The sequence below is a fragment of the Radiobacillus deserti genome, assembly GCF_007301515.1.
Taxonomy (GTDB): domain Bacteria; phylum Bacillota; class Bacilli; order Bacillales; family Amphibacillaceae; genus Radiobacillus; species Radiobacillus deserti.
On the sequence record NZ_CP041666.1, the window covers coordinates 1,671,056 to 1,694,942 of the forward strand.

The window sequence follows — 23,887 nt, forward strand, 5'->3', positions numbered from 1 at the left end:
TGCTTTGGAATACTTCCTTGTAACTTTTTCGGATGGTAACTCGTCCAATATCTTAAACCTGATGAACAAGTGCTACGAGTAGTCAAACATGTGTTTGGAGGAAGCAATGAATACAATTGTTTATATGCTAAGGCATGGGGACTCACCGATAGATGGTAACGAAAGAACAAGAGTGTTATCTGAAAAAGGAATAGACGATTCCAAAAAAGTAACATCCATCTTAAAAAACGAAGACATAGATGTGGTTATCTCAAGTCCCTATACCCGTGCTATTTTAACTGTACAACCATTAGCAAAAGTTATCGGTCAAGAAGTAAAAATATATGAAGGTCTAAAAGAAAGAATATTCTCTAATGGAGAAACTCGGCTGGCTGATGAAGAGCTTATCCCTCTTCTAGAAAAATCATTTTCTGATCCTAAATTTGCTTTAAAGAGTGCGGAATCAAATTATGATTGCCAAGAAAGAGCCATACGAGTACTTAAAGAAGTCTTAAAAACGTATCATGGGAAGAAAGTCGCAGTGGGGACGCATGGTACTGTTATGACATTGATAATGGGGTATTTTAATGAAAAGTATGACCTTGCATTTTTGTATAATACAACGAAGCCTGATATTTATAGAATGCAGTTTCGTGGAGTTGGGTTAATCGGAGTGGATAGAGTATGGAATTGATTCAAACAGAAGAGCTATTGATTAGAAGGATGAAAGAAACGGACTATGAAAGGTTAACGCAGTGGCTGAACAATAAAGATGTTCTCGAATTTTGGGATACGCATCATCCACCTAATATACAACGTGTTAAGGAGAAATATGGACCAAGAGTCAAGGATTTAGAAGAGGTCAAGCCTTGTATTGTTGAAGTGCAAGGTAGACCGGTAGGGTACATACAATATTATCGAATACATTCGGAAGAAATCATCCAACTTGGATACGCTGAAAATGAATCGGTTTTTGGTATGGACCAGTTAATTGGGATTTCAAGTCAGCTCGGTAAAGGAATTGGAACAAAGATGGTTAAAGCCCTAATAGAATATATTGCAAGAGAACAAAAAGGCACTGTAATTGTAATGGATCCTTCAATTCGAAATGAAAGAGCTATAAGATGCTATGAAAAATGTGGGTTTATTAAAAAGAAAATAATAAATGAAAAGTATTGGTTGATGGAACGAAGAATGTAAGCTACATACTTGTTGGAGATATAATCTTAAATTGGAAAACATGAGGGAGAGTAAACACATGACATCCGTGATATTTGATATGGACGGAACACTTTTTCAAACAGAAAAAATATTACAAATAGCTCTTGAAGATACATTCGAGCATCTACGGTCTCGGAATAAGTGGGAGGCTCCAACTCCGATTGATACATATCGTGACATTATGGGTGTCCCTTTACCCAAGGTATGGGAGACGCTGTTGCCCAATCATTCCATAGAAGAGCGAAAACAAACGGATGCCTATTTTTTAGAAAGGCTAATAGTTAATATTAGAGATGGAAAAGGAGGGTTATATCCTAACGCAATAGAACTTCTTCAATACTTAAAAGAAAGGAATTGCTCGATTTACATAGCTAGTAATGGCTTAGTAAAATACTTACATGCGATTGTTGATTACTATAAATTAGATCAATGGATTACGGAGACGTTTAGTATTCAACACATTCAATCATTAAATAAGTCAGATTTAGTTAATCACATAATGGAAAAATACGATTTTTCGGATGGTGTAGTAGTAGGGGATCGACTTTCCGATATTCGTGCAGCAAAGGACAATGGATTACTTTCCATAGGCTGCAACTTTGATTTTGCAAGAGAAGATGAACTTGCACAAGCGGATATCATTATTGACGATTTAAAAGAAATCCAAACGGTATTGCCTAGGTTAAATAGATAATGAAAGGAATGCATCTTCTGTTATTAGGCGGGTGCATTTTTAATTGGGGCTATATGAGATAGATTTGGTCTAGACTAGTAGGCTGATGTCACACTCCAAAAGGGTACAACGTATAATGAAGTAGTAAGGGGTGGTGACGTGGAATCTCAAGTATCATTTAACAAACATGGTCAAATCAATATCGTATTACATGATCGCGAAAAAATTGTGATGGAGCATCATGAACAATCCGATCGCATTGACCCATTTAATCGAATAGATAAAGATTTTTCTTCTTTTATAGGGATGAACCGCCTAAAGGAAACTGTAAAAGAGATTTATGCCAACATTGAAATTAGTCAAATGCGAGAGCGTGTTGGCTTAAAAGCACAAAAACAAGTATTACACATGTTATTTAAAGGAAATCCGGGAACAGGAAAAACGACAGTTGCCCGTAAGCTAGCAGCTGCCTTTTATGATATGGGTGTCTTAGAAAAAGGACACTTTATAGAAGCGGAACGAGCAGATTTAGTTGGTGAATATATCGGTCACACAGCTCAAAAGACTCGAGACCTCGTTGAAAAAGCGATGGGGGGCATTTTATTCGTGGATGAAGCCTATTCGCTAGCGCGTGGTGGAGAAAAGGATTTTGGGAAAGAAGCCATTGATACGTTAGTGAAGCATATGGAAGATAATCAAAATGATTTCATTCTTATTTTAGCTGGATATCCGGAAGAAATGGAGCATTTTCTTTCCTTGAACCCAGGATTGGAATCTCGTTTCCCAATAGTCTTAGACTTTGAAGATTATTCAGTGGAGGAGTTATTACTAATCGCAAAACAAATGACTGCAGAACGAGAATATCAGCTTTCCAAGGAAGCAGAGTGGAAGCTCCGGGATTACTTATTCAAACAGAAGAGGAACCAAGATCGAAAAGGCTTTTCCAATGCTAGGTTTGTTCGGAATACCATTGAAAAGGCGATACGAAAACACGCAGTCCGTATCGTACAAAAACGTCATTATAGTACAGAGGACTTAATGCTCATTACAAAGAATGACCTTATATTAGAATAGTCAACGTCCTTCCGATGGGGAGGACGTTTCTATGACATAGATAGTTAAGAATACGTGAATACTACGATAGCTAGTAGATTGAATTTTCCAATCTAAATACACTTTGATATGATAAAAGTAATTTAGGAAAAGAGGTTGGTACCTATATGCAGGAAAATGTTTTGCTAATTGCTGTTCATCACCCGAATCAAGATGATGAGCGATTTCAATCCTCTCTAGAGGAATTGCAATCTCTAACAGAAACAGCACGAGGAAATGTGTTGAAAATTGTAACGCAAAAAAGAGATCGGATTCACCCTGCCTTGTACTTAGGGGAAGGAAAAGTTCAAGAAATAGCAGAGTTAGTGGAAGAATTAGAAATTGAATTAGTTATTTCAAACGATGAACTCTCACCAGGACAATCCAAGCATTTATCTGATCGGTTCGGAGTTCGTGTAATAGATCGAAGTCAGCTTATTTTGGATATTTTTGCTCAACGTGCGAATACAAAAGAAGGGAAACTCCAAGTAGAGCTGGCGCAATATCAGTATTTGTTACCGAGATTGTATGGTCAAGGGCTTGCTCTATCCCGATTAGGTGGTGGAATTGGAACAAGGGGTCCCGGTGAGACGAAGCTCGAATCAGACCGTCGTCACATTCAAAGAAGAATTGACGATCTGAAGCGGCGTTTAAATACAGTGGTAAATCAACGATCTCAGTATCGGAAAAGAAGGAAGGAAAACAAAGCATTCCAAATCGCAATTGTCGGTTATACGAATGCTGGAAAATCTACTATTTTCAATCGACTAACGAAAAGTCAATCGTTAGAAGAAGACCAGTTATTTGCGACGTTAGACCCTTTAACTCGTCAAATCGCTTTGCCTTCGGGTTTTCAGTCGCTCTTAACAGACACGGTAGGATTTATACAAGATTTGCCAACCACATTAATTGCAGCGTTCCGTTCTACATTAGAAGAAGTAACGGAAGCGGATTTTATTTTACATATGGTGGATGCCTCCCACCCAGATCAGGAACAACATCAAAAGACGGTGAACCGCTTATTGGGCGAACTAGGTGCGGACCAGCTACCGATGCTTACAGTTTACAATAAAAAGGATATGTTAACAGATGCATTTATTCCTAGTGTTCAGCCTTCTATAACGATTAGTGCACACGACCCTATTGACTTAAGAAGAGTGTTGTACAAGATAGAAGAAGTGATTATAGAACAATGGGAGCCGTATCGAGTAGAAGTGCAGTCTGGGGATGGAAAGTTTCTTCAGCGTTTGGAGAGAAATACGATTGTACAAAATCATGCATTTAAAGAAGAGACTGAAACCTATGTGTATCATGGGTATGCAGACCCTAGCCATCCGTTGAGCTACAAACTAAAGGAGAACGAATAGCACGATGAATCAAGAATATATCGAAAAACTAGAAACTGAGTTATGGCCTTTTTTTCGTCAAGCAGACAAAGTCGTTGAGTTTAATCAACGAAAGGTATTAGAAGCGTTTCGAAATCAAAAAGTAAGTGATAGTCACTTTAATCCAACTACGGGGTATGGATACGATGATTATGGACGTGACACATTAGAAGCGGTGTATGCGGAAGTATTTCGTGCAGAGGATGCATTGGTGCGCCCCCAATTAATCTCAGGCACACACGCAATTTCCACGGCTCTGTTTGGACTACTTCGGCCGGGAGATGAGCTTTTATATATAACCGGGAAACCATACGACACATTGGAAGGAATATTAGAAAAAGGGGAGGGATCATTAAAGGATTATTCCATTGGCTATCAAGCTGTTGAGTTATTAGAAAACGGTTCTGTAGATTGGCAAAACGTGCAACAAGCAGTCCATCCGAACACAAAGGTCATCGGGATCCAACGCTCGCGAGGCTATGATACACGCCCGTCCTTTACGATTGAACAAATAGAAGAAATGATACAATTTGTGAAGGAAATAAAACAGGATGTAATTGTGTTTGTAGATAATTGCTATGGGGAGTTTGTCGAAACACGTGAACCAATAGAAATAGGAGCAGACATCATGGCAGGCTCTCTTATTAAGAATCCTGGTGGGGGAATAGCGCGAATCGGCGGGTATATCGTAGGAAAAAAAGAGCTCATCGAAAAATCTGCCAATCGTTTAACAGCACCAGGATTAGGAAAAGAAATTGGAGCCTCTCTAGGCATGTTACAAGAAATGTTCCAAGGATTTTTCCTAGCTCCACATGTAGTAGGGGAAGCGTTAAAAGGAGCAATCTTTTCCTCCAGACTTTTGTCGGAATTGGGGTTTCAAACGAATCCAGCATTCGATGCCACACGTACGGATTTGATCCAAGCGGTGAACTTTAAGAATGCTGAACAAATGGTAGCATTTTGCCAAGCTATCCAAGCTGCTTCGCCAATAAATGCACATGTGACCCCATATCCTTCCCCTATGCCAGGGTATGAAGATGATGTCATTATGGCTGCAGGAACATTTATTCAAGGAGCAAGTCTTGAACTGACAGCTGATGGTCCTATTCGACCACCCTTTACAGCGTTTGTGCAAGGTGGGTTAACATATGCGCATGTAAAAGTTGCGATTATGGAAGCTGTCGGAGTTATGGAAAAGCAAGGATTATTACCGTTCCGAACAAAATAAGGGTAAAAAATTCGAATCTACAAAATTGTCTAAAATTTTTTTATGTAAAGAAAGCTAACACGTATTGACAATTAATATTCCAATTGTATAATAGGGATATGGAAAGGTACATAGAGGGGGTGCTATTATGAGCAATGTTGATAGACGTTCTATGCCCTTGTTTTCCATCGGAATAGTTAAATCCTTAACGGATCTTACCGCTCGACAAATTCGTTATTACGAAGAGCACGAATTAATTCACCCATCACGAACTAGTGGGAATCAGCGGCTATTTTCTTTCAATGATGTAGATAGACTACTAGAAATCAAAGAACTCATTGAGAAGGGAATTAACTTAGCTGGAATTAAACAGGTGCTTTCGATGAAGGATTTACCGAAAACGAAAGAAATTGAGGAAGGCGAAGAAAAGCCAGAACTATCAGAGAAAGAACTGAGACGTATGCTACAAAAAGAATTATTTGATTCAGGTCGTCTCGGCAAAGCTTCGTTAAGACAGGGAGAATTATCACGATTCTTCCATTAATTAATAAAGGAGAGGGAAACAGAATGAGCTCTAAGTTAACCAGAGAAGAAATCTTAAAAAGAATTAAAGAGGAAAACGTTAAATTTATCCGTTTACAGTTCACAGATTTGCTTGGAACAATTAAAAACGTAGAGATTCCTCTAAGTCAACTAGATAAAGCACTAGATAATGAAATGGCATTTGATGGTTCTTCCATTGAAGGATTTGTGCGTATCGAAGAATCGGATATGAAATTATATCCAGACCTTGACACGTTCTTAGTATTTCCTTGGACTTCCGAAAAAGGAAAGGTTGCTAGATTCATCTGTGACATTTACAAACCAGATGGTACGCCATTTGAAGGTTGTCCTCGCTATAACTTAAAACGTAACCTTAAGAAAATGGAAGAGTTAGGATTCACAGCATTTAATATTGGTACAGAGCCAGAATTCTTCCTATTTAAATTAGATGAAAAAGGCGAGCCTACGCTTGAGTTAAATGATAAAGGTGGTTACTTTGACCTTGCTCCAACAGATCTTGGTGAAAACTGCCGTCGTGATATCGTATTAGAATTAGAAGAAATGGGATTTGAAGTAGAAGCATCTCACCACGAGGTAGCTCCTGGTCAACACGAAATCGATTTTAAATATGCAGATGCATTAAAGCATGCGGATGATATCCAAACGTTCAAGTTAGTGGTTAAAACAATTGCTAGAAAACACGGTCTTCATGCTACATTTATGCCAAAACCATTGTTTGGTGTGAACGGTTCTGGAATGCATACAAATATGTCTCTATTTAAAGAGAAAACAAACACATTCTTTGATGAAAATGGTCCACTTCAATTAAGTGATACAGCTTATCAATTTATCGCAGGTATTATCAAGCACGCGTTGAACTTTACAGCGGTAACCAACCCTACTGTAAACTCTTATAAACGTCTAGTACCTGGATATGAAGCTCCTTGTTATGTTGCTTGGTCCGGTTCTAACAGAAGTCCACTTATCCGTGTACCAGCTTCTAGAGGATTAAGCACACGTATTGAAGTACGTAGTGTAGACCCATCAGCGAACCCTTATCTTGCGATGTCTGTATTACTTGCAGCTGGTTTAGATGGCGTGAAAAACAAACTTTCTGCTCCTAAAGCGGTTGATCGTAATATCTATATTATGGATAAACAAGAAAGAGAAGCGAATGGTGTTCAAGATTTACCAGCAACTTTAGCGGAAGCACTTGAAGAGCTGAAGAAAGACGAGATTATCGTTGAATCTCTTGGAGAACACTTATTCGAGCACTTCATTGAAGCGAAAGAAATCGAATGGGATATGTTCCGTACACAAGTACACCCTTGGGAAAGAGACCAGTATTTACAACAATACTAATAGACTAAAAGCAAAAGCCCTCATACTGTGGTATGGAGGGCTTTTGTTTTAAGTTAATGTTACTTATGGTCTTAAGACTTTTTTTAATTTTGTCTACTTTACAGGGCAGAGTTTATCAAATTGCTAAAAATCATCTTTCTTATTTTTTTCATAATTATATATAATAGGTTGTATAATGAAAAGGCTCAAAAGTATCCAGATTAATAGAAAGCCTAATCGAGTGTAAAATCCTTCTAAGTCAACTAGAAGAATTGGAACAAGAAGTACTAGAGAGAATATTAATTTTGATAAAAAAGTTGATTTGATTTTTCTATGACAATTTGGACAATTAATAGTATATAAATGTTTTTGTTTCATTATATATTTCATGTCAATTTTGTTTTCACAATATGGGCATTTTTTAGTGAGCATCCTATTCAAACTTCCTTAACATGGTCTTGAACCCAGAAACCAACTAGATTCAAAAGTATTACTTCTTTTGGAACGATAAAGTATTTGACTAAAATTTTTAAATTTATATTGCGGATAGCACATGTTACCTTCTTTAACTTTTTTTGAAGTTCGGTATTGTCTTATTTCTACATCCAGCAATTTATCAAGTGGCTGTGTTACAGCAGTACCTACAAGCCAAATTAAAGTTTGCTTTATCCTACTAGCTGGCACTCTTGTCCAAATAGATATTAAGGTAATTGCCGAAGAAAGTAATGTTCCAGCAGGAATATCATAAACATGAGTGCCTAGATATTTAGCTCCGCCAGCGCCGGGAGGTGTTGCTATTGCTTTTGGAAAAATTAATTGATTTCTATCTAAGGTAAGTTCAATACTTTCGTCAAATGATTTTTTCACTTCCATTGGGATTATCTTTCCATCAAGATATGTTTCACCAGTTTCAGGGTTATATATGATTTCATTAATTTGATCCTCGGTTATTACTTGAGCATGAACAATTCCTCCATTATCAACAGTTTGTTTAACTTCAAAATCATCAGTAAGGGTTAATGATTTTGTACTCTTTGAGGCGTGGGTGGGTAAACTTGAAGTAAGAAATAGTGAAAGTGTAACAATAAATACAATGAATTTTCTGATTTTTTTCATAAGTAGATTCCTCCTTAAGATTATAAAACTAATTTTCTACTAACTCTCTATTCTGTAAAATATTTCAAATTCCTCCAAATTTAAAGAAAATGGTTAATTTGTACTATATGCAGAATTGCTAATCAAGAAAATATTATGTTATTTCAGAAAAATGATAAAATAGTAACGATTTATAAATTTGTATTACTAAGTGGGGAACTTCGTCATTATGTATAAATATAGGAAGAAAAAATAATTAATAATTTCATGTATGGAAGGTGAAATTCTAATTAGAAGAAAAACAGGGGGATCATTATGCTAATAGGGTCAATTATTTTCACAATTTTTATAATTGCTGTCATAGGCTTTGTATATTATGGATGGAGAAAAAATGTAGGGAAAACCGTTTTTGTTGTTGCTATAACAACGGCCCTTATTGGTGGCGGACTCTTTTGGTACTTTACCCAAACAGCTTCGGGACAACGAGCCGTTAAATCACTAGATTCCAATGTATCAGGTGGTTTAGAACGTACCGTTGAAGTTTATGATTATAATGGGAAGCTAGTGGAAAAGTATGAAGGCAAGATTGACATACGTGAACAAGATGTCTCCGGAAAAGTGTTATTTGATATGAATGGAAAACGTCACATTATAAATGGTGGAATTGTTATCATTGAAGAGAAGTAAGGTTAGTAACTACATATTTTAGTAATCGGTGATCCGTGGTGTAGATCACCGCTATTTTTTTGGCTCTTTTTTGCGTGGTTTTTGGATGTAGGGTTGGTATAATAAAAGAAACATAATCTTTCATTGTTTAAAAAAGGAGAGTGTATATGACGTTAGTTGTTGATTTCTTTGAATTTATTGAAATAAATGGACAGATTATTCCCCAAGGAGACAGAAGATCGATTGTTTTACATAAGCTAACTCCTCATGAGGAGGACGATGTCGTGATGAAGGAAGTAAAAGAAAAAATTAGTGAACAAACGGATATCCCAATCAATCGAATAAAGGTTATCGGTTGGTCCGGTTTATAATTTCCCTTTAAGCAAAAGATCATCATAAATTTAATTGTTATCCCAGTACTGCCTAATTCATATTAGGCGGTATTTTTTGTTTTTTAAGCAACGTATGACTTGATCAGATTGGTCCATGTCGTAAATGTCAGAATGACTTGAAATGACGTAGCTCTTCGTATTATCACCAGTTACTTGTCCAGCTACCATATTTGTCTTTGTCACATTATGGTTTTGACATACTCGGACCTTACCAACGTTTACAGATGCAGTATCTTCCATCGTTCGAATCATTATATCATCGATATGAATCGGAGCTCTTTTTTTCAAAGTATCCCTCCTATCCTCTTTTATAATTTATGTAGCTTGTACGGGTTTGGATTGGACGAACAGGGATAAAAATGATCATAAATAAAAAAAATTATTTTACTTATACTAATGGTAACAATCAATAAAGGAAGTGAAACGATGAAGCAAAAATTAAACTTGCTCATACAGCTACATGTAGCAAGTACAATCTTAACCACCATACTTAGTATAGTGATGCTGTTTTTAACAATAAAACATGACCAAGAAGTTACTGGAGGTAGTCTAAATAAGTGAACTAGGGAAAGAAACAAGTTATTACGTTTTATATGTAAGGTGATCGGGTCATGACACTCTCATTGTATTTATTAGTTCAGGTCTTAGTAATAATCGCCTTTTGTATGTATAGAAAAAAGCTTCATATCTTTGAAATTTTTTTTATTTGGATGACGGTTTGGATTATTACGCATTCTGTTTCATCTATCTTATTTGTGAATCTAGAGCTCTTTCAGTTATCGAGTGATATGAAGGATTTCTGGACTCATTTTTTTAAGCGGATATTTTTATATCCTTTGATGATTGTCATATCCTTCGACCTTTTACTTCGATTGAATGATACTTGGAAAAGGATGATACTCTTGATGATTACGATAGGTTTTATGTCGTCCATTGAGTTTTTATTTATCTATCTTGGGGTTCTTCTAGCGCAAGATTATTCTGTTGTAAATTCCTTAGTGGAGTGGTCAATTACCGTTTTGTTAACGTTCGGTGCTTGGCTATGGTATAGAAAAAATCGATTAAAGAGGGTAATAAATGATTTTGGATCTTCCTGAGACGTTTGATAAAAGTGAATGGACAATTATTGCAGGAATAGTTTTTAACATCCTTATATTTACAGTTCTCCCTAAGCGAATACCAAAACAAATCACACCATTAATTGTTTTACTAAGTATATCGTTTCCTACCATACTTGATCATACAATAGCGGTGAAACCATTTGGGTTATATGATTTGTCAGATTCTTACCGGTATGAAATCTTCGATGTGATTTTGTATGGGGTATATCCAGCGTTCGGGTTTCTATTTGTATATATATATGAGTATTTCAAGTTTGAGGGATTCAAATTGTTCTTTTATTTTATTGGGTGGTCGATATTCGCTCCTTGTTTTGAACTATTTCTTGTGAAATTAGACGTGTACACTTATACAGGATGGAAAGTCGTTTATTCGTTACCAGTTTACACAATTGTATTATCATTAACGTTTTTATTTTACAAGCTAGTTAAGTTTTGTTATGAAAGAGACTGTAAAGAAATGATTTAATGCTACTCTTTCGGACCAGCCGTTTGATGCAGCCTTTGGAAAGTATCTACTATATATTTTGCTAGCAAAGCAAGAACGAAATAAATAGGGACAGAAAAAATGTATTTCCATTCTAGTAAGTGATAAATCCCAAACCATGTAAATACTATTCCCCCAATATAAGAGTTAAATAATGCTATACATAAGCTTCCGATTATGTAGCTTTTCCACTTTTTTAAATATTGGTAAAGAAACATATAAACAACTGGAATTAATGCCAGGTTAGTTGGGATTAGTTCCTCTTTTTCTAATGGTGTTAACATATAGGAGTATCGCCAATAATTTAAAGAATTTCCCAATTGGTCTAGAAAAGAGGAGACGAACATAAAAAATAAACCGACAAAAGTAATAGGAAGTAGACGGTTACGATCCACTAAAAAGAACCATACGATCCAGGGAAGGATTAGACTAATTAAAAGAAACCACCATTGTGGTGTGTTAACTACTTGTTCGTGCCAATATTGCTTTAATAATATCGCGGTATGCTCTTTTGCATTCATTAATTCTTGTTCAGAAATCATATATTCCAACTCCCCCTGCCTTCATAACAACAGGATGGACGAGGATTCGACATTTTATAACATTCTGGTCCATAAAAAAGACTCAAAACATCTCGTTTTGAGCCTTTTTCGTTTAGTGAATGTCTCGATAGAGTCCGATTACTTTTCCTAGAATCATTACATTTTGGTAGATTAATGGTTCCATAGTAGAATTCTCAGGTTGAAGGCGGATATGATCCCGTTCTTTAAAGAAACGTTTTACAGTCGCTTCTTCATCTTCTGTCATAGCTACAACGATTTCTCCGTTTTGTGCGGTTTGTTGTTGCTTTATGATCACCATATCTCCATCCAATATTCCTGCTTCAATCATACTTTCTCCTTCAATTACTAGAACAAAGATGTTTTCTCCTGAACTAGCAATGGTAGGCGGCAGTGGAACATATTCTTCAATGTTCTCGACAGCGGTTATTGGTAAACCAGCCGTTACTTTACCAATGACTGGAGCAAAGACAGCTTCATGCGTTGGGACAGATGAATCGCCATCTATGTTAAGTACTTCTATCGCACGAGGCTTCGTTGGGTCTCTTCTTATAAATCCCTTTTTCTCAAGGCGAGATAGATGACCGTGTACGGTAGAGCTCGATGCTAGCCCAACTGCTTCACCAATTTCTCTTACGGAAGGGGGATAGCCTTTATCTAGTACTTGTTCTTTTATGTATTCTAAAATTGCTTGTTGACGTTTTGATAGTTTTGTCATATACCGCACACCTCACACATAGATTTTATTACCAATAGTATAGCATGCAATCCCAAAATATACAAACAAGCGTTCGAAAAAATCTATTGACAAGAACAATTGTTCGTATTACTATAAGTATTACAAGAACAATTGTTCTCATTATTAGTGCGGAGGTGTTTTTTATGTTTCACAAACTATCAAAAGTAGATTGCTTTTACATTGGACTTTTTGCGCTGACACTTGCCTTTATGTATGTATCTGTCACTTCTATTTAATAGAATGGAGCTTCTAGCATGAACGCTATAATTTATTGTAGGGTAAGTACCGAGAAAGAAGAGCAGGAACCCTCGCTCAAACGACAAAAACAAGAATTGATAGAATTAGCCAGACACTATCAATTTCATATAGTAGATATTATTGAAGAGAGGTACAGTGGCTATGAGTTGGAGAGAGAAGGAATTTTTCAAATGCTTGATTTATTTGCGAATCAACAAGCAGATGTTCTTCTTATACAGGATGAAACGAGGCTCGGACGGGGAAATTCAAAGATTGCTATTTTTCATCAACTCCACAAACTAGGAGTCAAAGTTTATTCACTGAACCATAATGGTGAGCATCAATTATCAGAATCGGACAGTATGGTTTTAGAAATTGTCAGTGTTGTCGAAGAGTATCAGCGCAAAATTCATAATATGAAAATTAAACGTGGAATGAAGAAAGCAATGGAAAAAGGGTACAATCCAAGTAAGAATTTTAAAGATATTAATCGTTCGCCTGGTAGGACTCGTTCGGATCTTCCGATGGATGAAATTATTCGTTTGCGAAATAATAACTTAACGTTCGAAGAAATTGCTGCAACTTTAAGAGGTTTTGGATACTCCGTTTCTCGTGCAACTATCCATCGCAGATACAGAGAGTATGTGTCGCTTGAATCCCAGGATTTAAAACGATAATATAGAATTAAGGTAGACAAGATACCTGTTGTGGTGTATCTTGTCTTTTTATTTAATAAAGTTGTTTAGCGAACGTTCAAATGATTTATATAGTATTGATAAACAATGGAGATGCAAAAAGGAGGAATAAAATGATTTCAAAGGAAAAGCTTAATCGTATAAATGCTTTAGCGAAAAAAGCGAAACAAGATGGGTTGACCGCTGAAGAAAAGAAAGAACAACAAACGCTTCGTGAGGAATATTTAAAGAATGTTAGAAAGTCATTCACCAATCAATTTAAAAATATGACGATTGTAGATCCGAATGGCGACGATGTAACACCTGAAAAAGTTAAAGCTTTAAAAAATAACTCCAAAAAGCTTCATTAGTACACAGTGCATAATAGTAAGAAATGACTTTTTTCTTGCTATTATGCTTGTTTATTCGTACGTTTCATTATAGGATTAGAAGTGTACATATGAGGTCCAAAAAGAAAGGGGATACATACATGGTAAACAATACAAAACAACTATCCATCAACACGATCCGAACATTGTCTATTGATGCGATTGAACACGCGAACTCTGGCCACCCGGGTCTGCCGATGGGGGCTGCTCCAATGGCTTATACGTTATGGACAGAGTTTATGAACCATAATCCTAAGCATTCGAAATGGTTTAACCGTGACCGATTTGTTTTATCAGCTGGTCATGGCTCTATGCTTCTTTATAGCCTACTTCATCTTTCTGGTTATGATGTATCAATTAATGATTTAAAAGAATTTCGTCAATGGGGTTCTAAAACACCTGGTCATCCAGAAGTTCATCACACAGATGGAGTAGAGGCTACGACAGGTCCACTTGGACAAGGTATTGCGATGTCTGTTGGAATGGCAATGGCGGAAAAACACCTTGCTGCTAAATACAATAAAGGTGATTTTTCAATAGTGGATCATTTTACCTACGCAATTGTTAGTGATGGGGATTTAATGGAAGGTATTTCCCACGAGGCTGCATCTCTAGCAGGTCATTTGCAATTAGGAAAGCTAATTGCACTTTACGATTCCAACGATATTTCATTAGATGGAGAGCTGAATAAATCCTTCTCTGAAAATGTAGAGGAACGATTTAAGGCATATGGTTGGCAAGTTATCCGTGTTGAGGATGGAAATGATGTAGATGCGATTGCAGCAGCAATTAAAGAAGGACAAGCAAATCTAGAACAACCAACTTTAATTGAAGTTAAAACAATTATTGGATATGGGTCTCCAAATAAATCAGCTTCTTCCGCATCTCATGGTGCACCATTAGGTGGAGATGAGGCGAAGTTAACAAAAGAATTTTATCAGTGGCCACATGAGGACTTCCATGTACCAAATGAAGTGTACGCTGATTTCAAAGAGAAAATCGTAGATCGTGGAAGTAAAGAAGAAGAGAAATGGAATAGCTTATTAGAAGGCTATAAAAAAGAATATCCTGAATTGGCGAAGGAATTAGAAACCGCCATGGCTGGAGATCTTCCGAAAGGTTGGGACAAAGACCTACCAACTTATGAGGTAGGCTCAGCATTAGCAACGCGTGCTTCTTCTGGAGAAGTATTAAACGGTATAGCGAAATCTATCCCATACTTTTTCGGTGGTAGTGCAGACTTAGCTGGCTCTAACAAAACAACAATTAAGGATGCTAGTGATTTTTCAAGAATAGATCCAGCTGGTCGAAACATTTGGTTTGGAGTACGTGAATTTGCGATGGCAGCAGCTTTAAATGGAATGGCTCTTCACGGTGGCTTGAAGGTATTCGGTGGAACATTCTTCGTATTCAGCGATTACCTACGCCCAGCGGTGCGTTTATCTTCCATTATGAATATGCCAGTCACTTACGTGTTGACGCATGATTCCATTGCGGTTGGAGAAGACGGCCCAACGCATGAACCGGTGGAACAACTAGCTTCTTTACGTGCAATGCCAAACCTTTCCGTAATACGCCCTGCGGATGGTAATGAAACACAAGCAGCATGGCGCTTGGCTCTTGAATCGAAAGAAACACCGACTGCGTTAGTGTTAACAAGACAAGACCTTCCTACATTAGAAGGTACGAAAGAAAATGCATATGAGGGTGTTAAAAAAGGTGCATACGTGATTAGCAAGTCTTCTAAAGAAACGCCGGATGCTATTCTACTAGCAACTGGTTCTGAGGTACAGCTAGCGATTGAAGCACAAAAAGCGTTATTGGAGAAAGGAATCGATGTTTCGGTCGTAAGCATGCCTTCTTGGGATCGTTTCGAGAAGCAATCTGCAGAATATAAAGAGAGTGTTCTTCCTTCTGCTGTTACTAAACGTCTAGCGATTGAAATGGCTTCTCCATTTGGTTGGGAAAGATACACAGGATTGGCAGGAAAGGTTCTTGGTATTTCTACTTTTGGTGCTTCTGCAAAAGGAGAAAAAGTTATTGAGGAATACGGCTTTACGGTCGATAATGTGGTCAAGCATGTAGAAGCTTTATAATAGGATTGTGAGAAACCCTTGGCAGAAGGTCAAGGGTTTCATCCCTGTATAGAATCGACAAAACTTGATGGTTTTTTCTTCGGCGTTTGACAAGCTATTGGATAGAGGTTGTGTATAATGTTTCTCGTAGGGGGAACATATTATGCTAGAGTATTTGATATATTGGATAAAACCAGAGTTTTCTTCTCATTATTTTTATCGTTCCGGAATCATGTATCGTTTTTTCCAGGAATACGAAAGTTCCTATAATGATTATTTACAGCTGCAATTTGATTTTGTAACACGTCGTTTTCCTATTCAGGACGTCATCTGGTTGCTACAGAAAGAGTTTCCACAATTTCAATGGCAAAGGGATGGGAGCTTGATGCGCGGTACATTTCGAGGGAAACAACTATCCATGTATGCATCATCCCGACGGCTATATGTTTCAACAGAAGATTATCAACTTGCAGATCAAGTTTTGTTCCAAACGTTAAAGAAATATGATTCTTCTTTTTTTGTCATTGAAAAACATACGAGTAATTACGGTTGGGTTGCTCCGATAAAGCAGAGAAAGCTCGCTTTAAGCACTCAACTATTGTATTCTCTACTTTGATTTACTATACTGTATGAGAAACAACATGAAGGAGGAAAGCTTGATATGGGCACGCTTTGGGTCGTACTTATAGCTATTTTAGCTTTAATTGCTGGTGTAGCGTTAGGATTTTTCATCGCCAGAAGATATATGATGAACTATATGAAAAAGAATCCACCGATTAATGAACAAATGTTACGCACACTTATGATGCAGATGGGGCAAAAACCTTCCCAGAAGAAAATCAATCAAATGATGCGGGCAATGAACAACCAAAAATAATAGTTGGACAACCTGTGATTATCTAGGAATCCCTTGTTTACCCAGGATGGGCCAGCAAGGGATTCCTATTTGGTATTAACAGAAAGGGGATAGGGATGTCTTCTGATATAAACCTTTTTATTGCGTTTGGAGCAGGATTTTTATCGTTTATTTCTCCGTGTGTACTTCCGTTATATCCTGCATTTCTCTCTTACATAACCGGAATGAGCATTAGTGAAATAAAAGAAGAAAATGGCATGCTTAACAGAAGAAGTATTATCCATACCATTTTCTTTTTATTTGGATTTTCAAGTGTGTTTGTTATGCTTGGCTTCACAACTTCTTTTATTTCAGAATTTCTTATGACTTGGCAAGATGCAATTCGTCAGGTCGGAGCAATTATTATTATCTTTTTCGGGTTAGTCATCGTCGGACTATTTAATTTTGAATTTCTAATGAAAGAACGAAAGATTCGATTTAAACATAAACCTTCAGGGTATATTGGATCTTATTTAGTAGGTTTAGCTTTCTCGATGGGATGGTCTCCTTGTATGGGACCCATATTAGCAGTTGTTTTATCCCTTGCAGCAACGAAACCACAATTAGGTCTTATTATGATGATTTCGTATTCGTTAGGGTTCTCCATTCCGTTTCTGCTCCTATCCTTCTTTATTGGGCGATGGAATTGGATCAAGCGAAACAGTACTCTATTAGTGAAAATTGGAGGATACGTGATGATTTTTATGGGAGTAGCTTTGTTTTTTGATTGGATGACAAAACTCACTTCCTTCTTAGCAAGCTGGTTTGGTTTTACAGGTTTTTAGTAAACGATGGAAAAACAATAAAAACTATTGTACTATAGGTGTAACGAGTGGAAGTGAGGGTCAGTGGTATGAGAATTCCAAATGATTTAATTCTACGAACAACAACGAATTTAATTGCCTTCATTTTGTTGGCATTTTCCATTTATCTTTTTCTTGCTGGACACAGTTCACCTGGAGGTGGGTTTGTTGGTGGTCTTATGACATCTGCAGCATTTGTGCTCATGTATATGGCGTATGGTTTTGAAACAGTGAGAAAAATCATTCCGATTAATTTTCGACTTTTTATCCCTATCGGACTAACGGTTGCTTTATTAACAGGACTTGGATCTTTTGTTTTTAATCAACCATTTTTAAGTCATACATTTGCGTATTTTCACCTTCCAATATTCGGTGAAAAAGAACTTGCAACAGCACTCCTTTTTGATTTAGGGGTGTACCTGACCGTTATTGGCGTAACGATGACAATTATACTATCTATTGCGGAAGACAGAGAATAGAACAGGGGGAGCATTTGTGGCAAACGTACTGATCGTAGATGATGCAAAATTCATGCGGTTAACTCTATCTAATGTTCTAAAAGAGTTAAACCATACAGTAGTTGGAGAAGCAGAGAATGGAAATCAGGCTGTAGAATTGTACAAATCTTCTAAACCTGATTTAGTGTTAATGGACATTACTATGCCAGAAAAAACCGGTATTGAAGCACTTCGAGAGATAAAGCAAATGGACTCTAGTGCGAAAGTCGTTATGTGTTCTGCTATGGGTCAACAACAATTAGTCGTAGAAGCCATTGAATTAGGAGCGAAAGATTTTATTGTTAAACCATTTGACGATAATCGTGTGAAGGAAGCAATTGAACGAGTTCTAGGATAAATGGCTACGCGGAAAGAGATGATTTCATGTTTTGGGCAATTGCATCAACAGTCGTAGGCGCTGCCATGGCAACATCCATGATATTTGTTCGTTTGAAAGCCTCTAAAAAGCCGACAAATGCAGTGCGAATTATATTACCTCCACTCTTTATGAGTACTGGCGCATTTATGTTTGTTGTTCCAATGTTCCGAGTAGAGTGGTCACAAGTATTAGAAGCTATTTGTGTTGGGGTCTTATTTTCTATTTTATTGATTCGATCCTCCCAATTCCAAATTAAAGATAATGATATTTATCTAGTTCCGTCTAAACAATTTGCCTTTATCTTAATTGGATTATTAATTGTTCGTATTATTTTAAAGTTAATCGTTGGACATACAATATCCGTTGGAGAGACAAGTGGCATGTTTTTTTTACTAGCTTTCGGAATGATTGTATCTTGGAGAATAGCGATGCTCGTGAAGTATTCTAGGATTAAAAAAACATTAGATAAATCAAAGCAAAAAATACCACTATCTGATTAATAATATCAGATAGTGGTATTTTTTGGGACGTTATTCAAATAATGCTTGGTAAGGCGCAATGTCGATATTTCTTTCTTTCAATTTTTTAATTAAAAACTTATGATCACGCTTTGGCGTTGCTCGTATATAGCCTTCAATCAATATATCCTGTGTAATCGTTTTTGTTTTCTTTTGTAAGGCAATTTCTCCAATTTTGCCAGCAATCTTTTGTTTTGCTACATCACGAAACAATTCTGGAACTGGGGAGACTAAATCCTCTAGTAATGTCAACTCATTTTTCCCCCACATGTGTCTCGTCTTTTCTATGTAATATTCTTCCCAGTCAATGATGGACTTGCCGTCTTCTTTAGGGAGTCGTTTTAAGAACTTGCGAAACATAAAGAATCCACCGATAGACATAAATGTAATAAGAATGAAAACCCATCCTAATATAAAAAACCCGAAACCAGTTGACATTTCTTCACCTTCTTTATTTAACATTCTGCATTCAACTATGGCTTCTCGTAGTAAAAATAACTTATATCACTAGTATTATAGGACGATAATTTAGAATTTACAAGGCAAAAACAAGGAGAGGAATATCGAACACTGTCATTTTTTGTTGAATAACTTTGCAGATAGGAATACAATAGGAGTATAAAGTTGTAGAATGAGGGGGGAGAATGATGTTCTCCAGTGAGAATCTTAATCATCTGAATTCAGAACATAGTGAGCAACAGTCGAATAATGTAGCTAAATTTACATATCTATCAACTCTCCCAGAACATTTCTCAGCTTGGGTAGATCAACATGGCTTTGATGTTATTTCGGTGGTTGATTTAGAAGGACATTTTGTTTATATATCCAAATCAATCTCCCAAGTTCTCGGATATTCTCCTGAAGAGCTAATAGGTGATTTAGTTTTTAACTATGTATCGCCATCTGAGCATGAAGAAATTCGATCGAAACTTCCTTTGAAACAGGAAGCTTCTAACCGTTTTTATGCAAGTATTCGAAATCATGCAGGGAAATATGTTTGGATGGAAGTAATAATAGCGCGTTTACTGGATAAGGAAAAGCATGTCGATTTATATGTAAGCGTCCTCCGAGATATTACGGACAAGAAAGAAGCGGAGGAAATGATGATTCGTTCGGAAAAGATGTCTGTTTCTGGACAATTGGCTGCAGGAATTGCACATGAAATTAGAAATCCGTTAACATCATTAAAAGGATTTGTAAAGCTACTCCAGACTGGCCATGAAAGAAAAGAAGATTATTTTAAAATTATGATAGAAGAGATTGAAAAAATAGAGAACATTACATCCGAGCTGTTGTTTGTTGCCAAACCAATGACGGATGACCGAAATGAAGTGCGTTTGTCTGATATGATTGCGGATGTCAGTACGCTGTTACAACCTCAAGCTAACTTGAAGAGAATCGACCTTCAAGTGGAGATGATAGAAGATCCTCTTTTATACTGTGACAAGTCACAATTGAAACAAGTATTTATAAACTTAATCAAAAATGCGATTGAAGCAATGGACCAAGCTGGTGTTATCCGTATTAAAGCTCATACTAATGCGGATAAATGCCATATTGATTTTGTTGATGAAGGTCCGGGTATTCCTTTAAGTATTATGCACAAAGTAAAGGAACCCTTTTTTACTACAAAAAAAGAGGGTACTGGTTTAGGACTAATGATATGTAACCAAATATTAGAGCATCATCATGGAAGTCTTTCTATATTCCAAAATACCGAAAAAAGTGGAACCACATTCCGAGTTTCACTTCCACTTCCTCTTCAATAGGATAGCAGAGCAACCTCGAAAAGGAGGTTACTCTGCTTTTTTATTAAAGACTCTGAGTACCAGCTTTATTTTGTCTGCTGTGCTGTCTGTTTTTCACTTTTTTGGATCCACTTAGAGGCTCTGGTTGTCCGCCTTTATCTTGTTTCTTTTTAGACATTACAATCCTCCTCCTTTGATAATAGGTTAGGCAAAATTTGTTCTTCCATTCTAGATGAATGGATTTTTTAATTTCTACATTTAACAAAGCTATTCATTTTTTGTTCATTTTTCCAAAGAAATATTTGACGTAACATTTTACTTATAAATCGATTTCATTTAAAATAAATAAATGCAGAGAATGAAAAAGTATCTAGTCGAATCGTTGTGACATGGGGAATGGAGAGACTGGATTGATTAACAAAAGGGGGTAACGTAATTATGGCAAAAACGAATGCTTATAATGCGAAAAAGCAGTTTGATTTAAACGGTAAAACGTACAATTACTATCAACTGAAAGCATTAGAAGATGCAGGATTAGGTAAAGTTTCACGTCTACCTTTTTCTATCCGAATCTTACTTGAATCTTTAGTTAGACAACATGATGGACATGTCATTAAAGACGAACACGTGGAAAGCCTTACAAATTGGGGCAAAACAGAAGGGGAAGGACGTACCATTTAAGCCTTCTCGTGTAATTTTACAAGATTTCACTGGGGTACCAGCTGTCGTAGACCTTGCTTCCTTACGTAAAGCAATGGTAGATATGGGTGGATCTCCTGATAAAATTAATCCGGAAGTGCCGGTTGATTTAGTTATTGACCACTCTGTACAAGTAGACCGTTATGGTACTGCTGATGCATTACAACGTAATATGGAATTAGAATTTGAGCGTAACGCAGAGCGTTATGAGTTCTTAAACTGGGCACAAAAAGCATTTGATAACTATCGTGCTGTTCCACCAGCAACTGGTATCGTACACCAAGTGAATTTGGAGTATATTGCGAATGTCGTGCACGCACTTGAAAATGAAAACGGTGAATATGATGCATTCCCCGACACACTTGTAGGTACAGATTCTCACACAACGATGATTAACGGTCTTGGCGTTTTAGGTTGGGGTGTTGGTGGTATCGAGGCGGAAGCCGGAATGCTTGGACAACCTTCTTATTTCCCAGCACCTGAAGTAATTGGGGTTAAGTTTACGGGTAGCTTCCCTAATGGAACAACTGCTACAGACTTAGCGTTGAAAGTAACACAAGTTTTGCGTGAGAAAAATGTAGTAGGAAAATTCGTTGAGTACTTCGGACCAGGTCTAAAAGATATGCCGCTTGCGGATCGTGCAACGATTTCAAACATGGCACCAGAGTACGGAGCAACTTGTGGTTTCTTCCCAGTGGACGAAGAATCCTTAAACTACATGAGACTTACTGGTCGAAGTGAAGAGCAAATTGCGCTCGTTGAAAAATATTGTAAAGAAAATAATCTATGGTACTCTTCTGATCAACCAGATCCTGAGTTTACAGAGCTTGTTGAAATTAATCTTTCTGAGCTTGAGCCAAACTTATCTGGTCCGAAGCGTCCACAGGATTTAATTCCACTTTCTAAAATGAAAGAATCGTTTAACAAAGCAATCACAGCTCCAGCTGGAAACCAAGGCTTTGGATTGGATGAGAAAGAATTTGATAAAGAAGTAAAAGTAGATCACCCAAGTGGTAAATCATCTGTGATGAAAACAGGAGCGGTTGCTATCGCTGCGATCACTTCTTGTACAAACACATCAAACCCTTACGTTATGCTTGGTGCCGGTCTACTTGCGAAAAAAGCGGTAGAAAAAGGCTTAGAAGTTCCAGCATACGTGAAAACATCTTTAGCGCCTGGTTCAAAAGTAGTTACACGTTACTTGGAAGATTCAGGTCTTATGACTTATTTAGATCAATTAGGATTTAACCTAGTAGGGTATGGTTGTACAACATGTATCGGTAACTCTGGTCCTTTATCGGAAGAAATTGAAGAAGCAATCGCGAAGAACGATTTAACGGTTTCTTCTGTTCTATCTGGTAACCGTAACTTTGAAGGTCGTATTCATCCATTAGTGAAAGCAAACTATCTTGCTTCACCTCCACTAGTTGTAGCTTACGCACTTGCGGGAACTGTCGATGTAGACTTGAAAGCAGAACCTATTGGAAAAGATAAAGATGGTAAAGACGTTTACTTCAACGATATCTGGCCATCTATGGATGAAATCAGACAAGAAGTACAAAAAGTCGTTACACCGGAAATCTTCCGTAAAGAATATGAAAATGTATTTAACTCTAACGAGAAGTGGAATGCGATTGAAACAACAGATGAGCCATTATATGCGTGGGATAACGAATCTACGTATATTCAAAACCCACCATTCTTCGAAGGCCTTTCTAAAGAAGCTGGTGAAGTAAAACCACTAAATGGTCTTCGTATCATTGGGAAGTTTGGCGATTCTGTAACTACGGACCACATTTCTCCTGCTGGAGCAATCGCAAAAGATATGCCTGCAGGTAAATACTTGCAAGAGAAAAATGTTTCTCCTAGAAACTTTAACTCTTATGGTTCTCGTCGTGGTAACCACGAAGTAATGATGCGTGGTACGTTTGCGAATATCCGTATTCGTAACCAAATTGCTCCAGGTACAGAAGGTGGATTCACCACTTACTGGCCAACAGAAGAAGTAATGCCTATCTATGATGCAGCAATGAAATACCAAGAAACCAATACTGGTCTAATGGTTATCGCTGGTAAAGACTATGGAATGGGTAGTTCTCGTGACTGGGCAGCAAAAGGTACGAACTTACTAGGTATTAAAACGGTTATTGCAGAAAGCTTTGAACGTATTCACCGATCTAATTTAGTTATGATGGGAGTGCTCCCACTTCAGTTCCAAAAAGGAGAAGGAGCAGAATCTCTAGGGTTAACTGGAAGAGAAACATTTGATATCGAAATCGATGAAAGTGTAAAACCGCATGACTTAGTAAAAGTTAAAGTTACAGACGAAGAAGGTAATGTAAAAGAATTTAAAGCTATTGCTCGTTTCGATAGTGACGTAGAGATTGATTACTACCGCCATGGTGGTATTTTACAAATGGTATTACGTAATAAATTAGCACACTAAAGGAAGAAAGCAGCCGCTCATGGCTGCTT

Annotated in this window: 28 protein-coding genes and 1 pseudogene; 23 read left to right on the forward strand and 6 right to left on the reverse strand. The window is 37.1% G+C overall.

Features of this window, described 5'->3' with window-relative positions; translation table 11 throughout:
* The first annotated feature begins 106 nt into the window (after positions 1-106).
* The 8 genes from FN924_RS08825 to glnA all read left to right on the forward strand — a co-directional run bounded on the left by FN924_RS08825 (position 107) and on the right by glnA (position 7,462).
* Positions 107-673, forward strand: a complete 567-nt coding sequence (locus FN924_RS08825; RefSeq protein WP_143893677.1) for a histidine phosphatase family protein — start codon at positions 107-109, stop codon at positions 671-673.
* On the forward strand, positions 664-1,179 hold the full coding sequence (locus FN924_RS08830; protein ID WP_143893679.1) for a GNAT family N-acetyltransferase: 516 nt from the start codon (positions 664-666) through the stop codon (positions 1,177-1,179). Before FN924_RS08825 ends, FN924_RS08830 begins: the two co-directional genes overlap by 10 nt.
* 58 nt (positions 1,180-1,237) lie before the next feature.
* Complete coding sequence (locus tag FN924_RS08835; protein WP_143893681.1) at positions 1,238-1,894, forward strand: HAD family hydrolase; 657 nt, start codon at positions 1,238-1,240, stop codon at positions 1,892-1,894.
* A gap of 138 nt (positions 1,895-2,032) precedes the next feature.
* Complete coding sequence (gene spoVK / locus FN924_RS08840; protein ID WP_228409627.1) at positions 2,033-2,947, forward strand: stage V sporulation protein K; 915 nt, start codon at positions 2,033-2,035, stop codon at positions 2,945-2,947.
* A 146-nt stretch (positions 2,948-3,093) separates the two neighbouring features.
* Positions 3,094-4,332, forward strand: a complete 1,239-nt coding sequence (gene hflX, locus FN924_RS08845; RefSeq protein WP_143893683.1) for a GTPase HflX — start codon at positions 3,094-3,096, stop codon at positions 4,330-4,332.
* A gap of 4 nt (positions 4,333-4,336) precedes the next feature.
* Positions 4,337-5,578 carry a methionine gamma-lyase family protein gene (locus FN924_RS08850; RefSeq protein WP_143893685.1) on the forward strand — a complete coding sequence of 414 codons (1,242 nt, stop codon included), beginning with the start codon at positions 4,337-4,339 and terminating at the stop codon, positions 5,576-5,578.
* Positions 5,579-5,705: 127 nt separating this feature from the next.
* Complete coding sequence (locus FN924_RS08855) at positions 5,706-6,101, forward strand: MerR family transcriptional regulator (RefSeq protein ID WP_143893687.1); 396 nt, start codon at positions 5,706-5,708, stop codon at positions 6,099-6,101.
* A 23-nt stretch (positions 6,102-6,124) separates the two neighbouring features.
* A complete protein-coding gene (glnA, locus tag FN924_RS08860; RefSeq protein WP_143893689.1) occupies positions 6,125-7,462 on the forward strand; it encodes a type I glutamate--ammonia ligase in 1,338 nt (445 codons plus the stop codon).
* A 426-nt stretch (positions 7,463-7,888) separates the two neighbouring features.
* Here the strand turns inward: glnA and FN924_RS08865 are convergent, their stop codons facing one another.
* Complete coding sequence (locus FN924_RS08865; protein ID WP_143893691.1) at positions 7,889-8,557, reverse strand: hypothetical protein; 669 nt, start codon at positions 8,555-8,557, stop codon at positions 7,889-7,891.
* A gap of 294 nt (positions 8,558-8,851) precedes the next feature.
* On the opposite strand from FN924_RS08865, the gene FN924_RS08870 reads away from it, so the two are divergent.
* On the forward strand, positions 8,852-9,223 hold the full coding sequence (locus FN924_RS08870) for a hypothetical protein (RefSeq protein ID WP_143893693.1): 372 nt from the start codon (positions 8,852-8,854) through the stop codon (positions 9,221-9,223).
* 146 nt (positions 9,224-9,369) lie between these two features.
* On the forward strand, positions 9,370-9,573 hold the full coding sequence (locus FN924_RS08875) for a hypothetical protein (protein ID WP_143893695.1): 204 nt from the start codon (positions 9,370-9,372) through the stop codon (positions 9,571-9,573).
* Between the two features lie 57 nt (positions 9,574-9,630).
* Here FN924_RS08875 and FN924_RS08880 read toward each other — a convergent pair whose 3' ends face one another.
* Positions 9,631-9,882: a spore germination protein gene (locus FN924_RS08880; RefSeq protein ID WP_143893697.1), complete on the reverse strand. Its 252-nt coding sequence runs from the start codon at positions 9,880-9,882 to the stop codon at positions 9,631-9,633.
* 323 nt (positions 9,883-10,205) lie between these two features.
* Between FN924_RS08880 and FN924_RS19345 the strand changes: the two genes are divergently transcribed.
* Positions 10,206-10,691 carry a hypothetical protein gene (locus tag FN924_RS19345; RefSeq protein ID WP_228409628.1) on the forward strand — a complete coding sequence of 162 codons (486 nt, stop codon included), beginning with the start codon at positions 10,206-10,208 and terminating at the stop codon, positions 10,689-10,691.
* Entirely contained in the window at positions 10,672-11,181 is a 510-nt protein-coding gene (locus FN924_RS08890; RefSeq protein ID WP_143893701.1) for a hypothetical protein, read from the forward strand. The genes FN924_RS19345 and FN924_RS08890 overlap by 20 nt, the downstream gene beginning before the upstream one ends.
* A gap of 2 nt (positions 11,182-11,183) precedes the next feature.
* Here FN924_RS08890 and FN924_RS08895 read toward each other — a convergent pair whose 3' ends face one another.
* Positions 11,184-11,741: a CBO0543 family protein gene (locus tag FN924_RS08895; RefSeq protein ID WP_143893702.1), complete on the reverse strand. Its 558-nt coding sequence runs from the start codon at positions 11,739-11,741 to the stop codon at positions 11,184-11,186.
* 112 nt (positions 11,742-11,853) lie between these two features.
* A complete protein-coding gene (gene lexA, locus FN924_RS08900) occupies positions 11,854-12,477 on the reverse strand; it encodes a transcriptional repressor LexA (protein WP_143893704.1) in 624 nt (207 codons plus the stop codon).
* Positions 12,478-12,752: 275 nt separating this feature from the next.
* Between lexA and FN924_RS08905 the strand changes: the two genes are divergently transcribed.
* The 9 genes from FN924_RS08905 to FN924_RS08945 all read left to right on the forward strand — a co-directional run bounded on the left by FN924_RS08905 (position 12,753) and on the right by FN924_RS08945 (position 18,947).
* On the forward strand, positions 12,753-13,412 hold the full coding sequence (locus FN924_RS08905) for a YneB family resolvase-like protein (RefSeq protein ID WP_143893706.1): 660 nt from the start codon (positions 12,753-12,755) through the stop codon (positions 13,410-13,412).
* 131 nt (positions 13,413-13,543) lie between these two features.
* Positions 13,544-13,780 carry a DUF896 domain-containing protein gene (locus FN924_RS08910; protein ID WP_143893708.1) on the forward strand — a complete coding sequence of 79 codons (237 nt, stop codon included), beginning with the start codon at positions 13,544-13,546 and terminating at the stop codon, positions 13,778-13,780.
* 119 nt (positions 13,781-13,899) lie between these two features.
* Entirely contained in the window at positions 13,900-15,894 is a 1,995-nt protein-coding gene (gene tkt / locus FN924_RS08915) for a transketolase (RefSeq protein ID WP_143893710.1), read from the forward strand.
* 142 nt (positions 15,895-16,036) lie between these two features.
* Positions 16,037-16,489: a sporulation inhibitor of replication protein SirA gene (gene sirA, locus FN924_RS08920; RefSeq protein ID WP_143893712.1), complete on the forward strand. Its 453-nt coding sequence runs from the start codon at positions 16,037-16,039 to the stop codon at positions 16,487-16,489.
* 45 nt (positions 16,490-16,534) lie between these two features.
* Entirely contained in the window at positions 16,535-16,750 is a 216-nt protein-coding gene (locus FN924_RS08925) for a YneF family protein (RefSeq protein WP_143893714.1), read from the forward strand.
* A 95-nt stretch (positions 16,751-16,845) separates the two neighbouring features.
* The gene (locus FN924_RS08930) at positions 16,846-17,553 is read left to right on the forward strand and encodes a cytochrome c biogenesis CcdA family protein (RefSeq protein WP_143893716.1); all 708 of its coding nucleotides are present in this window, start codon (positions 16,846-16,848) and stop codon (positions 17,551-17,553) included.
* A 68-nt stretch (positions 17,554-17,621) separates the two neighbouring features.
* Positions 17,622-18,050, forward strand: coding sequence for a Na(+)/H(+) antiporter subunit B (locus tag FN924_RS08935; RefSeq protein WP_143893718.1), 429 nt, complete (start codon positions 17,622-17,624; stop codon positions 18,048-18,050).
* Between the two features lie 16 nt (positions 18,051-18,066).
* A complete protein-coding gene (locus FN924_RS08940; RefSeq protein ID WP_143893720.1) occupies positions 18,067-18,426 on the forward strand; it encodes a response regulator in 360 nt (119 codons plus the stop codon).
* Positions 18,427-18,452: 26 nt separating this feature from the next.
* Complete coding sequence (locus tag FN924_RS08945) at positions 18,453-18,947, forward strand: CcdC family protein (protein WP_143893722.1); 495 nt, start codon at positions 18,453-18,455, stop codon at positions 18,945-18,947.
* A 30-nt stretch (positions 18,948-18,977) separates the two neighbouring features.
* Here FN924_RS08945 and FN924_RS08950 read toward each other — a convergent pair whose 3' ends face one another.
* Entirely contained in the window at positions 18,978-19,403 is a 426-nt protein-coding gene (locus FN924_RS08950) for a DUF2621 family protein (RefSeq protein WP_143897177.1), read from the reverse strand.
* A 206-nt stretch (positions 19,404-19,609) separates the two neighbouring features.
* Between FN924_RS08950 and FN924_RS08955 the strand changes: the two genes are divergently transcribed.
* The gene (locus FN924_RS08955) at positions 19,610-20,734 is read left to right on the forward strand and encodes an ATP-binding protein (RefSeq protein ID WP_228409629.1); all 1,125 of its coding nucleotides are present in this window, start codon (positions 19,610-19,612) and stop codon (positions 20,732-20,734) included.
* 43 nt (positions 20,735-20,777) lie between these two features.
* On the opposite strand, the gene FN924_RS08960 is transcribed toward FN924_RS08955, so the two are convergent.
* Positions 20,778-20,891, reverse strand: coding sequence for a small acid-soluble spore protein P (locus FN924_RS08960; RefSeq protein ID WP_143893726.1), 114 nt, complete (start codon positions 20,889-20,891; stop codon positions 20,778-20,780).
* A gap of 260 nt (positions 20,892-21,151) precedes the next feature.
* Here FN924_RS08960 and acnA point away from each other — a divergent pair.
* Positions 21,152-23,858: pseudogene (acnA, locus tag FN924_RS08965) on the forward strand (aconitate hydratase AcnA).
* The last annotated feature ends 29 nt before the right edge of the window (positions 23,859-23,887 follow it).